This window comes from Mesorhizobium sp. M1295, assembly GCF_040318135.1.
Lineage (GTDB): Bacteria > Pseudomonadota > Alphaproteobacteria > Rhizobiales > Rhizobiaceae > Mesorhizobium.
On sequence record NZ_JAMYLU010000003.1, the window covers coordinates 249,746 to 263,355 of the forward strand.

Below are 13,610 nucleotides of genomic sequence, written 5' to 3' on the forward strand. Positions count from 1 at the left end.
CCGAGGCTTCGCCCGGTCTGGCGCTACTGCTCCTCGATGATTGTTGTGCCTTCGAATTCCGGCAGCCAATGCAGCGCCGAGCGATGCCAGATCTGCTTTCTCGGCACCAGTTGATCGCGCTGCCATGCCGTGCCGACCCTGATGCCGTAAACCTTCGGTCCCGCGCCCGCCGACGTGGCGTAGAGATGCGAGCCGCACTCACCGCAAAATGCCTGAGCGCGCTTGGCACCACTCGAACCGGTCTTGATGTAGATTTTCGGCGCGCCCTTGGTGATCGTGTAATTGTCCTCGGACGCCGGCACGGTGACGCGAAAGGCCGTTCCGGTTAGCTTCTGACAATCGACGCAGTGACAAATGGTGGTCTTTTCCGGATCGACCTCGGCCTCGTAAGTAATGGCGCCGCAATGACACCCGCCGTCGATTTTCATCTTCGTTCCTCCTGGAGCTTTTGCGCGCAATCATAACCGGGACTGCCCGATGGCGCAGCCATTTTCCTCAGGCCGGCTCCCCTCCGGACGCCGCCAAGGCCTTGCTCCGCCGTTCCCAGGTGCCGGTGGTCTGCGGCTTGACGAACAGGCGCGTGACCTCCGGCATCTCCGCCTTCAGCCGTGTCTCGAGGCGTTCGACGCAGGTCTCTATCTCGGGCGCCGACAAGTGGTCCTCGAACTCGATGCTCAGAGCGGCGACGATCTCCTGAGGCCCCATATGGAGCGTCAGTACGCCATTTGCCCGCTGCACCGCCGGGTCCTGCTGGACAATGGCCAGCACTTTCATTTGCACCTCGGGCGAGGCCGGCTCGCCGAGCAGCAGGCTCTTGCTTTCGCGGGCCAGGAAGATCGCGGTCGCGCCCAGGATCAGCGCGATGCCGATCGACGCGGCGCCGTCGAGCTTCGGCATGTCCAGCAGTTCCGCCGCCAATATGCCGGCGAAGGCGACAACGAGGCCGAGAAGTGCCGCGCTGTCCTCGAAGAGTACGGTGTAGACACTCGGGTCCTTGCTGAGCTGCACCGCCTCGAGCCAGCCGTGGCTGCCTTTTTGGTGGCGGAACTCGTTCAGCGCCACCAGCCAGGAGGTGCCTTCGAACAGGAAGGAAAGGCCAAGTACAGCGTAGTTCACCTTTGCGTTGGCAATCGGCTCCGGCGCCATGATGTGCGTCACGCCTTCGTAGAACGATATGCCGGCGCCCAGTGCAAAGACGAGGAGCGCGACGATGAAGCTCCAGAAATACAGCTCGCGACCATGGCCTAGCGGATGCGTCCGATCGGCCGGCCGGGCGGCGCGGTGCATGCCGTAAAGCAGCAGGCTGCCATTGCCGGTATCGACGAGCGAGTGGACGCCTTCCGAGAGCATTGCCGAGCTGCCCGTGAACAAGGCAGCGGCGAATTTGGTCAGGGCGATCGCAAGATTGCCGGCGAGCGCCGCATAGATCACTTTTTTCGACCCGCCATGCGCCGCCATGGTGTGCTGCCTTGGTTGATGCACCGAGATTAGCGGAGCACGCCCACGCTCCACAGCTCGAACAACGCCCGAAGTGTCGAGTTGTTCAAAAGGGCAGCGCGAGAGGCTATTCGATGACCTCCTCCGTCCAGACCTTGAAGCCAGCCAGCGCGCCCGGTCCAAAAATGTGGGTGAGTGGGACATCGGCGGCATCGCGTCCGGAGGCAATCAGGATGCGGCCGATGCGCGGCGCGTTGTTGCGCGGGTCGAACGCGTGCCAGCGGCCCCCGAGATAAACCTCCATCCAGGCGGCGAAATCCATGTCCGACCACGGCTTTGGCAGGCCGATATCGCTGATATAACCGGTGCAGTAGCGGGTCGGGATGTTCAGGGCGCGGCAGAAGGCGACTGCGAGGTGGGCAAAGTCGCGGCACACACCACTCTGCTCGCGATAGGCTTCGGCTGCGGTGCGTGTCGGCCGTGCATTGAAATAGTTGAAGACGATATGGTTATGGACGAAGTCGCAGACCGCCTGGACGCGCGGGATGCCGAGCGGGGTATTGCCGAACAGCCGCCAGGCTTCGTTCGCCAGCACGTCGCTCTCGCAATAGCGGCTGGGCAGCAGGAACAGCAGCGTCTCCGACGGCAGATCGCGCACCTCATGCTGCCATGCCGTCAGCTCGCGCGTCTCGAAGGAGCCGGGGTCGCGGATGACCGCGTCCGTGCCGAACGCAAAGCGCCCGGCCGGCGCAACGAGACGGTTGCACCAATTGCCGAAACTGTCGCGATAGCTTTCGATCGGCACCGGCGGGTTCGACGTCAGGAAGTCCGGCCGCTCGAGATCGGATGCGCGCGAATAATGGACGTTGAGCATCGCGATCAGCGGTGTTTCCTGCGGGAAGTCGAAGCTCATCTGGCAACCGATGTGGATCCGCATTGTCGTCCTGACCGGACTGCGCGATCATCAGCCGGCGAAACGCAAGGGCTGATGCTGCAGTGCGAAGAGGACCATCGCACGGACCGCTGCGGTTTACGAGGGAATTAGAAACCGGTTGACAGCCATCGGCCAAGGCGACTGCACGGCAGCGGCCTCTTGCAGTCTAGCGTTTTCTCTTGTTTCACTTCGCCAGACATCAACCGGAGGAACGAATCATGGCTAAAGGTGCGATGAAGGCAGGCAAGGAAGCCCGCAAGCCGAAGAAGGACGCGAAGAAACCCGCTCCGGCGCCGGCCCTGAAGGCACCGCCGGTGAAGGCGATGAAGCTGAAGGACAAGTAGGGCCGCAGCTACCGTTTTGGCTTATTTCAACCGGCCGCAAATGCGGCCGGTATTGTTGTTCATTAAGCGCACGAGCATCCCATATGGATGCGGCGAAGATAGTTTTTGCGCTTTCAAGAGATCGGCCGGGAGCCATCGAAACGGAGCGTTCCGATGTCGTGGATTTTCCTGTTCTTCGCCGGCCTGTTCGAGATCGGCTGGGGGATCGGCCTAAGATACACCGACGGATTCTCGAAGCCGCTGCCAACCGTCCTGACGGTAGCCTCGATGATTGTCAGCCTGACCTTGCTCGGCCTGGCGCTGAAGGCACTGCCGGTCGGCACAGCCTATGCGGTATGGACCGGCATCGGCACCGTCGGCACGGCGCTGTTGGGGATATGGCTGCTCGGGGAGCCGGCGACCGCGATCAGGCTGGCCTGCATCGCGCTCATCGTTTGCGGCATTATGGGACTGAAGCTCGCGGCTTAAGTCGGCCCGACAGACCAAACGCCTTCAGGGCCGCTGCAAGGCGGCCCTGATTCTTGAATTCGGCTGATCAGCGCCGGAAGGCGCTATCGGGCGGAGAAGCCGGGCGGCGTCCTGCCGGTGCGCTGCTTGCGCGCGGCATAGCGTGCGTCACGCTTGGCCTTGCGTTCGGCCTCGTCGGCAAGAAAACGGGCGATGCGCTCGTTCTCTTCAGCTTCCCGGATCTTCGCTTCGGCCTGTGCTGCCTCTTCGGCGGCAATGCGTGCCGCTTCGGCAGCTGCCTCGCGCTCGGCCTTTTCGGCCGCTTCGCGCGCCAGCTTTTCCTGCTTCAGCCTGGCCTTTTCGGCCTCGCGTATCGCGCGGGCCTCGAGGATTGCCTTGCGCTCGGCCTGTCGTGCCAGCACCGCTGGATCATCTGCCGCCGGCTTTGCCTTGAAGCGCTCCAGAAGCGCCTTCTTTGCCTCGTTTGCGGCATTGCGCCGCTCGAAAACGTCTTTTTCCCTGTAGATAGCCAAGTCCACTTCCCTAGAGTCAATTTGCGAGGCTTACATACGCGTGAAAACCGAGAGTTCAAGCGCCAAAACGGTATGCCAGCCATGAAATTCTGATCTGTTGCAACCGGGAGACGCCATTTCGATCGAATTCGGCTGAAAGCCACCCGCACTGTTCACCATCCAGGCCTCTGGCGGCGCAGCGGACTGATCGCTACCTGTAGCGCCAAGACAAAACGCTAGGATGACACCACTATGGAACTCGGTCTCTACACCTTCGCTGACGTCAGCCCGGAACCGGGTCCCGGTGCGATCGGTGCGCATGAGCGGCTGCGCAACCTGATCGAGGAGATCGAGCTCGCCGATCAGGTCGGGCTGGACGTCTTTGGTCTCGGCGAGCACCACCGTCCCGACTATGCTGCCTCCGCTCCGGTGGTGGCGCTGGCGGCGGCTGCCGAACGAACCAAGCGCATAAGGCTGACCAGCGCGGTCACCGTTTTGTCCTCCGACGATCCGGTGCGCGTCTTTCAGCAGTTTGCCACCCTCGATCTTCTGTCCGGCGGCCGGGCCGAGATCATGGCCGGGCGCGGCTCGTTCATCGAATCCTTTCCGCTGTTCGGCTATAATCTCGAAGACTATGACGAGCTCTTTGCCGAGAAGCTCGACCTGCTGCTCGCCATCCGTGATCATGTCAAGGTGACCTGGTCGGGCAGTCTGCGCGCGCCGATCAACGATCGCGGCGTCTATCCCCGGCCCTTTCAGGACAAATTGCCGATCTGGATCGCGATCGGTGGTACGCCGCAATCGGCGGCGCGGGCTGGCGTACTCGGGTTGCCGCTGGCTCTGGCGATCATCGGCGGCGAACCGGCGCGGTTTGCACCACTGTTCGACATCTACAGGGATGCAGCCAGGCGGGCCGGCCGCGATCCGGCGAGCCTTGCCACCAGCCTCAACGTGCACGGCTTCATCGCCGACACCGCCGACCAGGCAGCCGACGATTTCTACAGGCCGCAGGCCGAAGTGATGAACCGCATCGGCCGCGAGCGCGGCTGGGGGCCGACGTCGCGGGCTCATTTCGACCAATCGCGCGGCCCGAACGGCGCCCTGTTCGTCGGCAATCCAGAACAGGCGGCCCACAAGATCATTGCCCAGCACAGGATATTCGGCAACGACCGCTTCCTGCTGCAAATGGCGATCGGCACCATGCCGCACGCCAAGGTCATGAAGGCTATCGAACTCTACGGCACCAAGGTGGCGCCGATCGTGCGCCGGGAAACTGCGAAGGCCGTCGCCGCGGCAGCGCCGGTTGCCTGATTCACCAGCAAAGCCGCGAGGCGGCCTTGCCGGTGACGCCGGCTAACGGAACCTTGAAGCCGCAGAGGCGTTTTCGCCAACGGTCTACACCAATCGCGGTGTGCCGCCGAGGGTCAGAATGAAGGCCGAACCCGCCGCTTCGGGCGCAAGCGCTGCCGAAAGCCCGGATTCGCGCGTCGAGGCGCGGGCGGATGCGCATCTGATGCGTTCGCTGCTCGTCGGCATCTTCATCCTCATGGCGATCTACGCGCTTTACTTCGCCCGCGCCTTCTTCATGCCGGTCATTCTGGCTTTTCTGCTGGCGCTGACGCTGACGCCGATCGTTCGCTTCCTGCGCAAGCATGGCATGCCCGATGTCATTTCGGCGACACTGCTGGTGCTGCTTTCGTTTTGCCTCGTCGCCGTCGCGGGATATCTGCTCAGCGGCCCGGTCATCGACCTCATCAACAACACCTCGACGATCGGCCAGCAGCTTACCGAACGTCTGGCACAACTGCGCCGTCCGTTCGAACGGATCGTGGAGATTTCGCGCCAGATCGAGGGCCTGACACAGACGTCCCAGGAGCCGGGCGTTCAGAGGGTGGCGATGGCGCCATCGGGTATTCTCTCGCAGGCCGCCGGCAATGTGCTGTCGGCCGGCGCCAGCGTCACCATCGTCTTCGTCCTGTCGCTGTTCCTGCTCGCCTCGGGCACGATGTTCTATGAAAAGATCGTCCAGTCCTTCCCCAGTCTAAGCGAAAAGAAGCGGGCGCTGCGCGTAGTCTATGACGTCGAGCGTGAAATCTCGCACTATCTGCTTACTGTCACGGTCATCAATACATGTCTCGGCGTGGTCATCGGGCTCGGCCTGTGGGCACTCGGCGTGCCCAACGCGCAGGTCTGGGGCGCGGCAGCGGCCTTGCTCAATTTCCTGCCCTATATCGGGGCGCTGACCACCATCACGCTGGTCACGATCATCGCGCTGATCAGCTTCGACACGATTTCCTATGCGCTGCTGGCGCCGGCCTTCGTCCTCTTATGCGACGTCGTCGAAGGCCAGTTCGTGACGCCGACGGTGGTCGGCCGCCGTCTCGAAATCAACGCCGTGGCGATCCTGATCGCCATCGCCTTCTGGTCGTGGCTATGGGGTTTCGTCGGCGCGCTGATGGCGGTGCCGCTGCTGGTCGTCATCAAGGTATTCTGCGATCATTTCGACGGTCTCAGCCATGTCGGCAATTTCCTCGCGGCGCAGCACACGGCGGTAATCGAGGATGAAGAGATTTCCGAGCCAAAAAGGTAGCGGCTTAAGAGCCCAAAAGCGTCACTGATTGGTGTGCATATCAACGACCTTGCATCGGTTGCACATCCGTCGGGCGCACAGCGCTCTATCAACATTTTGAATTTGCCGCCCCGGCAACGGCTTCCTACATCCGTCCGGTCCACAGGAATCCCCGCCGATGACCGCTCTTTCCGTTCTCGACCTGTCGCCGATCGTCGAAGGTAGCAATGCTTCGCAGTCGCTCGCCAATTCGCTCGATCTCGCCCGTCATGCCGAGCGGCTGGGATATAAGCGCTACTGGCTGGCTGAGCATCACAACATGCCCGGCATCGCCAGCGCCGCCACTTCGGTAGTCATCGCCCACGTTGCCGGCGGCACCAAGACGATACGCGTCGGCGCCGGCGGCGTCATGCTGCCCAATCATTCGCCACTTGTCATCGCCGAGCAATTCGGCACGCTCAACGCTCTGCATCCTGGCCGCATCGATCTCGGCCTCGGCCGGGCGCCCGGCACCGACATGCCCACGGCACGGGCGCTGCGCCGCAACCTCGACGCTGGCGCCGACAATTTCCCGCAGGACGTCGTCGAGCTGATCGGTTACTTCCAGCCAGCCGAAGACGGCCAACGCATCCGCGCGGTGCCCGGCGAAGGCGAAAAGGTGCCGATCTGGATTCTCGGCTCCAGCCTCTACGGCGCGCAGCTTGCCGCCATGCTCGGCCTGCCCTACGCCTTCGCTTCGCATTTTGCGCCGGCCGAGCTCGACCATGCGCTGGAGATCTACCGCTCGCGCTTCCAGCCTTCGGAGCAGCTCGACAAGCCCTATGTGATGCTCGGCCTCAATGTCTTCGCTGCTCCTTCCAATGCCGAGGCGCGGCTGTTGTTCACCTCGCTGCAGCAGGCCTTCGTCAATCTGCGCACCGGCCGGCCCGGCCGATTGCCGCCGCCGGTCGAAGGATATGAGCGCGACCTCGATCCAATGGCCAAGACCATGCTCGGCCAGGCGCTTTCCTGCGCTGTCGTCGGCTCCCCCGAAACGGTCAGGCAAGGCATCGAGGCATTCGTGCGCCGCACCGGCGCCGACGAACTGATGGTCACAGCGCAGATTTTCGACCATGCGGCGCGGGTGCGCTCGTTCGAGATCCTGATCGACGCCCACAAATCGCTGTCGGAAGCTGCCTGAGAGCTGGTTCGCCACTTGGCACTGTTGCGGGCAAGGCCGGCCTTAGGCAGGGAACATCGCGAACAGGTGTGCGAAGACATCGCGAACAGTTCGCGCGCTTTACGCGGAGAGTTTTCGATCCGTCATGCTCGTCTGTTAGACGGAAACGCGGCGTCTACTAAATGACGATCACCTTGGTGCCGATTGTGGAGCGGTTATAGAGATCGATGATGTCCTGGTTCATGAGGCGAATGCAGCCCGCCGACACAGCTTTGCCGATGGACCACCATTCAGGGCTACCGTGCAGGCGATATCCAGTGTCACCTTTCTCGTTGAAAAGATAGAGCGCCCGCGCCCCGAGCGGGTTCATGAGTCCGCCCTCCATATGAGCCGGTATGATGCGGCCCCGCTTCTGCTCGCGCACGATCATCGCAGACGGCGCGCTCCAATCCGGCCATTCGCGCTTCCTCGCAACGTGAGCAGTGCCATGCCACTCGAAGCCCGCCTTGCCAACGCCGATTCCGTAGCGCAGCGCCTGACCGTCTCCCAACACGTAGTAGAGGAACTTCGCTCCTGTATCGACAATGATGGTGCCAGGCGCCTCTTCAGTCGCATAAGGCACTGTCTGCCGAAGGAACTTTTGGTCAACCTTGTAGATCGGAACCGGCGGAACGCGAAAACCGGCGTCGGTGAGGCCGCCATAGGCCGAGGGGAAAGTCTTTAATGCGCCGCCGGTGGTGCAGCCGAAGAATGCGACCATCCCAGCAAGTACCAGCCCGATTAGGATCGATTTCACGCGCATGACTCAAGCCGGCGCCCGTGTGAGCGATCAGCCGCATCTCGTCATATTCCTAATCCGACATGCTTCGATTGCCAAGATTTTCCTGCTTGTCGGCGGGCTGATTGTTGGCCACTTGGCTCGATCAGCGCCGCGTCCTTCAATTGCTCGGTTTTCGAACGACGAACGCCCGTAGCGGCTGCGAAAGGGCCGGGGTCGGCAGGACAGAGGGAGCGCTGTCCGTCCGGCATTACAACGTTTCTGAACAGAGCCCAAGCGCTACGCGCTGACGCTTTGTGCGATCGCGCCAAGTGGCCGGCATGAATTGCGGATCATCAGGCGTCCCTTGAGCGTCAGCTTGCGCGGCGGCGCATCCCTGTTGCCGGCGAGCCGGTCGAGCAGCAGATTGGCCGCCTGTTCGCCAATCGCCTGCACCGGCTGTGCGACCGTGGTCAATTGCGGCCGGAACACATCCGACCACGGAAAATCGTCGAAGCAGGCGACCGAAATATCCTCCGGACAGGACAGGCCGATATCGCGGATGGCCTTCATCGTGCCGATCACCATCGGGTTGTTGGCCGAAAAGATGGCGCTCGGCCGGTCGTGCAGCGAAAGCAGCTGCATGGTGGCGTTGTAGCCATCGACTTCGTGGAAATTGCCGAAGCGGACGAGCTCGGGCTCGGCCGGCAGGCCCGCGGTCTGGAGGGCTTCCCGGTATCCCGCCATGCGGTCATGCATCGGCGAGATATCGAACGAGCCGGAGATGTAGCCGATGCGCCGATGGCCGAGATCGATCAGATAAGTGATGGCGTCGAACACCGCGCGCTGATTGTCGAGAACGACGGCATCGGTGTCGACACCCTGGCAAACACGGTCGAGTAGCACGACCGGCACATTGGCGTCGTCGACAATCCGTTTGAGGATCGCGCCGTCGCCGACACGCGCGACGATCAGCCCGTCGACCATCCGGTCGAGCAGCAGCCTGATCTGGTCGTCCTGCGTGTTCAGGTGCTCGTCGGTGCAGCACAGCATGACGGCGTAGCCGGCCCTGTCGAAAGCCTGCTGGATCACCGAAACCACGTCGGTAAAGAACGGGTTGGTGATGTGTGGGACGGTGAGCCCGATGGTGCGTGTGGTGCCCATCTTGAGGCTGCGGGCGATGGCGTTGCGCTTGTAACCGATGTCGCGGATCGCCTGTTCGATGCGCTGGCTGAGCTCGGGGCTGACGGTCGCGGTGCCGTTGATCAACGCCGATACGGTGGCCACGGAAACACGCGCCGCTTCGGCCACGTGAAGCATGGTCGGTGCAGTGGATTTGCGCTGCTTTTTTCGTCCTGACGCTGTCATTTTCGAAACGTTTCACCACTCCGCGGCAGCAATACGTACGGAATCTTATGGTTTTGCGCAAGAATTGAAATGGAACAATCTTCGACACCAGATATTGGCTTGACATGATCGAAACGTTTAGATTAGCGTTTGAGGCGTTCGGTGACGACGGAGGGAGGCCGTCCTTGTCATGCAGCACGGCAATTCCATCCCTGCGGAAGGCGTTATGGCGGACGGCTCGGCTATCGTGCTGAGCGCCGAGCACATCTCCAAGTCCTTCGGCGGCATCGCCGCGCTTGTCGATGTCGGCTTCGAACTGGGGCGCGGCGAGGTCCATGCGCTGATGGGCGAGAACGGCGCCGGCAAGTCGACGCTGATGAAGATACTATCCGGCGTCTATACGGACTATAACGGAACGGTCAGTATCGATGGCCATCCGGTGCGCTTTGCCGGCGTCCGCGAAGCCGAGCGCGCCGGCATCGCCATCATCCACCAGGAGCTGAACCTCGTTCCCGAACTCAGCGTCGCGGACAATATCTTTCTCGGCCGCGAGAAGCTGATCGCCGGGCTGATTGTCGACCGCAAGGCGAGCAGCCGCGCTGCCGGCGCGCTCTTGCAAAGGCTCGGCATCGAGCTCGACCCGGATGCGCGCGTCGGTGCCTTGCGCGTCGGCGAACAGCAGTTGGTCGAGATCGCCAAGGCGCTGTCTATGTCGGCGCGCATTCTGATCATGGACGAGCCGACCTCGGCGCTGTCGCCAGCCGAATGCCAGCGGCTGTTCCGCATCATCCGCCAGCTCGCCGATAGCGGCGTGGCGATCGTCTACATTTCGCACCGCATCGACGAGGTCATGCATCTGGCCAGCCGGGTCACCGTGTTTCGCGATGGACGCCACGTCCTGACGCAGACGATGGACAAGCTCGACGAAGACGCCATAATTTCGGCGATGGTCGGGCGAAACCTGCTTGCTTCCTCCCAGGAGCACCGCATCCCCGGTGGCAACACCATCCTTTCCGTAAGCGAGCTGTCGCTATCGAAGCCCAATCGCCATGGCTGGCGCACCGTGCTCGACGGCGTCAGCTTCGATCTTGCCGCAGGAGAAATCCTCGGTATCGGCGGGCTGCTGGGCTCGGGCCGTACCGAAATCCTGGAAACGATCTTCGGGTCCAGCGGAGGACGTGCTGGCGGTGAGATCAGGCTCGATGGCGAGGCAGTAGAAATCCGTTCGCCGCGCGATGCGCGCCGGCTCGGCATCGCCCTGGTCACAGAAGACCGCAAGACGCAAGGCCTGCATCTCGAGGCCTCGATCACCGACAATGTCGCGCTGCCGCTGGTCGGCGCGCTGGCGCGGTTCGGCCTGCGCTCGCTGGCCGGCGAGCAAGGGCTGGCACGGGACGCCGTCAAGGCGCTCGGTATTCGCTGCGAAACCGTCGAGCAGCCGGCCGGCACGCTGTCCGGCGGCAACCAGCAGAAGGTCGTCATCGGCAAATGGCTGGCGACGAGGCCACGGGTGCTGCTGCTCGACGAGCCGACGCGCGGCATCGATGTCGGCGCCAAGCGGGAAATCTACGATCTCATCTTCAAGCTGGCGCGAGACGGGCTGGCGATCGCCGTCATCAGCTCGGAATTGCCGGAGCTGCTGCATCTTTCCGACCGTATCCTGGTCATGGCCGATGGCCGCCAGACGGGAATCCTGTCCCGCGCGCAAGCCAGCGAGGAGGCCATCATGCGGCTTGCAGCGCCGCGACGGACCATGACGAGGCCTGCTGCATGAGCATTTTGCATATCCTGTCCCGGACGAAGCTCTATTGGGGCCTGATCGCAATCTTCCTGATCGGCGTGCTTGGCTCGCCGATCAGCTCCAAGGGCAACAACATCTTCCTGTCCTACGGCAACCTGCTCGATGTGCTGCGCCAGGTGTCGACCACGGGGCTGATTGCCACTGGCATGACGGCGGTAATCATCACTGGCGGTATCGACCTTTCCGTCGGCTCGCTGATGGCGATCTGCACGGTAGTCTGTGCCATGCTGCTGACGGTCCCCGGCGTGACGCCGGCGGTGGTGCTGGGGGTGCCGACAGTTGCTGTGGCAGCCCTTTGCCTCGGCATTCTCGTCACCCGTTTCATCCTGCTGAACATCGAAAAATCCCGCGCCGGCGCGCAGGCCACGCACGACATCAGGTTGGATAGCGTTCGTGGGCTGGTTACCCCCGGCATTGTCGGGGTGATCCTGTGCAGTCTGGTGCTGTGGTTCCTGCTGCCGCAGGTAGGCTCAAAATTCGGCGTGCTCGGCGTGCTGCTGGTGGCGCCTTGCGTCGGCCTGCTGTTCGGCGCGCTCAACGGCTTCATCATCGTCGCCGGACGGCTGCAGCCCTTCATCGTGACGCTGGCGATGATGGTCACTGCGCTCGGCATCGCCCGGCTGACAGCCGGCCAAAACAATGCGGTGCTGCCGGTCTACACCGGCTCGAATGCCACCGCCGATTTCGAAATGCTGCGCTCGCTGGTGTTCGGCGTGATTCCGATGCCGGGCCTGTTCTTCCTCGGCGCGATCCTGATCTACGGCGCCGTGCTGCGCTTCACGCCGTTTGGCCGCTATGTCTATGCCATCGGCGGCAATGAGGAAGCGGCCCGGCTGTCCGGCATCGCCGCCGGCCGCGTCAAGATCGCCACCTACGCGGTTTCGGGGCTGCTGGCCGGCATCGCGGCGGTGCTCTATGTCGCGCAATACCGGCAAGGCAAGCCGGACGCCGGCGCCGGGCTGGAACTCGACGCGATCGCCGCCGTGGTCATCGGCGGCACCAGCCTGATGGGCGGACGCGGCAGCCTCACCGGGACGTTCTGCGGCGTGCTGATCTTCGGGCTGCTCTCTAACATCCTGCAGCTGCACAACATCAATTCGAACCTTCAGCTGGTGCTGAAGGGGATGATCATCATCGGTACCGTGCTCGTACAGGAGCGCAATGCCGGCGATCTTCTCTTCTATCTGCGATTGCCCGGTGGGCAAGCGCACAAGGAAACGGCCGCGGCAAAGCGGCCGTCGCAAGAGACCGCGTCTCTGAATATTGGAGGAAACAAGAAATGAAACGACGTGAATTGTTGAAGCTTGCCGCGCTGACAGCGGCACTCCTGACCACGACCGCGATGCTTGCCAGCGGTGCCCACGCGCAGGACAAGAAATGGAAAATCGGCTTCTCGCAGGTTACGACCATCGAACCCTGGCGTGCCCAGTTCAACAAGGACATCCTGGCCGAAGCGGCCAAGCATCCGGAAGTCGAGCTGATCGTAACCGACGGCGAGGACAAGACCGAGAAGCAGGTCGCCGATGTCGAAAACCTGATCCGTCAGGAGGTCGATGCGCTCTTGGTGTCGCCGAAAGAGTCCGCCGGCCTGACCGGCGTCGTGCAGCAGGCGATCGATGCCAAGATCCCGGTCTTCGTGCTCGACCGCAACGTCGAAACCAACGACTACACGCAGTTCGTCGGCGGCGACAACAAGCTGATCGGCCGGGCTGCCGGTGAATATGCCGTCGAGCTGCTTGGCGGCAAGGGCAAGGCCGCCGGCAACGTCGTCGAAATCTGGGGCGGCATGGGCACCCAGCCGGCGCATGACCGCCATGACGGCTTCCATGAATTCACCGACAAGGAGCCGGGTATCAAGAACCTGCTCGACCAGCAGTCGGGCGACTGGAAGCAGGACCAGGCCTACAACATCATGGCCACGGCGCTGCGCAACAACGAAAAGATCGATCTCGTCTACGGCCACAATGATCCAATGGCCTATGGCGCCTATCTTGCCGCCAAGGACGCCGGACGTGAGAAGGACATCAAGTTCATCGGCATCGACGGCCTGCCCAATGAAGGCGTGCAACTCGTCGCCAATGGCGAGCTGACGGCGACGTTCACTTATGTGACGCCGGGCGCCGAAGGGCTGCGGCAGGCGATCAAGTTCCTGAACGGCGAGAAGGTGGAAAAGACCATCATCCTGCCGACGCAGAAGATCACCAAGGAAAATGCTGCCCAGATCCTGAAGGACAACGGCCTCTGAGACGAGGCTTTCCTGCCGGGCGTTCAGCGCCCGGCAGGAGTAACAACTAAACGCTCGG

At 62.6% G+C, this 13,610-nt stretch carries 14 protein-coding genes; 8 read left to right on the plus strand and 6 right to left on the minus strand.

Annotated elements, in window-relative coordinates:
• Positions 1-23 precede the first annotated feature (23 nt).
• The 3 genes from NKH29_RS06530 to NKH29_RS06540 all read right to left on the minus strand — a co-directional run bounded on the left by NKH29_RS06530 (position 24) and on the right by NKH29_RS06540 (position 2,374).
• Positions 24-428, minus strand: a complete 405-nt coding sequence (locus tag NKH29_RS06530) for a GFA family protein (RefSeq protein ID WP_023718187.1) — start codon at positions 426-428, stop codon at positions 24-26.
• Positions 429-495: 67 nt separating this feature from the next.
• Positions 496-1,458 carry a cation diffusion facilitator family transporter gene (locus NKH29_RS06535; protein ID WP_352548083.1) on the minus strand — a complete coding sequence of 321 codons (963 nt, stop codon included), beginning with the start codon at positions 1,456-1,458 and terminating at the stop codon, positions 496-498.
• A 106-nt stretch (positions 1,459-1,564) separates the two neighbouring features.
• Positions 1,565-2,374 carry a transglutaminase-like domain-containing protein gene (locus NKH29_RS06540; protein WP_023718185.1) on the minus strand — a complete coding sequence of 270 codons (810 nt, stop codon included), beginning with the start codon at positions 2,372-2,374 and terminating at the stop codon, positions 1,565-1,567.
• 215 nt (positions 2,375-2,589) lie between these two features.
• Here NKH29_RS06540 and NKH29_RS06545 point away from each other — a divergent pair, with 215 nt between their 5' ends.
• Entirely contained in the window at positions 2,590-2,715 is a 126-nt protein-coding gene (locus tag NKH29_RS06545; protein WP_013528464.1) for a hypothetical protein, read from the plus strand.
• Positions 2,716-2,868: 153 nt separating this feature from the next.
• A complete protein-coding gene (sugE, locus tag NKH29_RS06550) occupies positions 2,869-3,183 on the plus strand; it encodes a quaternary ammonium compound efflux SMR transporter SugE (RefSeq protein ID WP_352999225.1) in 315 nt (104 codons plus the stop codon).
• An 83-nt stretch (positions 3,184-3,266) separates the two neighbouring features.
• Here sugE and NKH29_RS06555 read toward each other — a convergent pair whose 3' ends face one another.
• Entirely contained in the window at positions 3,267-3,695 is a 429-nt protein-coding gene (locus NKH29_RS06555; protein ID WP_023718183.1) for a DUF6481 family protein, read from the minus strand.
• Positions 3,696-3,926: 231 nt separating this feature from the next.
• Here NKH29_RS06555 and NKH29_RS06560 point away from each other — a divergent pair, with 231 nt between their 5' ends.
• From NKH29_RS06560 to NKH29_RS06570, 3 genes are all read left to right on the plus strand, one after another.
• A complete protein-coding gene (locus NKH29_RS06560; RefSeq protein WP_352999227.1) occupies positions 3,927-4,985 on the plus strand; it encodes an LLM class flavin-dependent oxidoreductase in 1,059 nt (352 codons plus the stop codon).
• 118 nt (positions 4,986-5,103) lie between these two features.
• Complete coding sequence (locus NKH29_RS06565; RefSeq protein WP_023718182.1) at positions 5,104-6,264, plus strand: AI-2E family transporter; 1,161 nt, start codon at positions 5,104-5,106, stop codon at positions 6,262-6,264.
• Between the two features lie 157 nt (positions 6,265-6,421).
• Complete coding sequence (locus NKH29_RS06570) at positions 6,422-7,423, plus strand: LLM class flavin-dependent oxidoreductase (RefSeq protein ID WP_352999229.1); 1,002 nt, start codon at positions 6,422-6,424, stop codon at positions 7,421-7,423.
• A gap of 157 nt (positions 7,424-7,580) precedes the next feature.
• Here the strand turns inward: NKH29_RS06570 and NKH29_RS06575 are convergent, their stop codons facing one another.
• Both NKH29_RS06575 and NKH29_RS06580 read right to left on the minus strand, forming a co-directional pair.
• Positions 7,581-8,204 carry a L,D-transpeptidase gene (locus NKH29_RS06575; RefSeq protein ID WP_352591290.1) on the minus strand — a complete coding sequence of 208 codons (624 nt, stop codon included), beginning with the start codon at positions 8,202-8,204 and terminating at the stop codon, positions 7,581-7,583.
• Positions 8,205-8,459: 255 nt separating this feature from the next.
• Positions 8,460-9,479, minus strand: coding sequence for a LacI family DNA-binding transcriptional regulator (locus NKH29_RS06580; protein ID WP_023718178.1), 1,020 nt, complete (start codon positions 9,477-9,479; stop codon positions 8,460-8,462).
• A 217-nt stretch (positions 9,480-9,696) separates the two neighbouring features.
• Here NKH29_RS06580 and NKH29_RS06585 point away from each other — a divergent pair, with 217 nt between their 5' ends.
• The 3 genes from NKH29_RS06585 to NKH29_RS06595 are packed head-to-tail and all read left to right on the plus strand — an operon-like array spanning position 9,697 to position 13,552.
• The gene (locus NKH29_RS06585; protein WP_352999230.1) at positions 9,697-11,280 is read left to right on the plus strand and encodes a sugar ABC transporter ATP-binding protein; all 1,584 of its coding nucleotides are present in this window, start codon (positions 9,697-9,699) and stop codon (positions 11,278-11,280) included.
• Complete coding sequence (locus NKH29_RS06590; protein WP_023718176.1) at positions 11,277-12,590, plus strand: ABC transporter permease; 1,314 nt, start codon at positions 11,277-11,279, stop codon at positions 12,588-12,590. The genes NKH29_RS06585 and NKH29_RS06590 overlap by 4 nt, the downstream gene beginning before the upstream one ends.
• Positions 12,587-13,552 (plus strand): substrate-binding domain-containing protein, encoded by a 966-nt coding sequence (locus tag NKH29_RS06595; RefSeq protein ID WP_023718175.1) that lies wholly within the window; start codon positions 12,587-12,589, stop codon positions 13,550-13,552. The genes NKH29_RS06590 and NKH29_RS06595 overlap by 4 nt, the downstream gene beginning before the upstream one ends.
• Positions 13,553-13,610 lie beyond the last annotated feature (58 nt).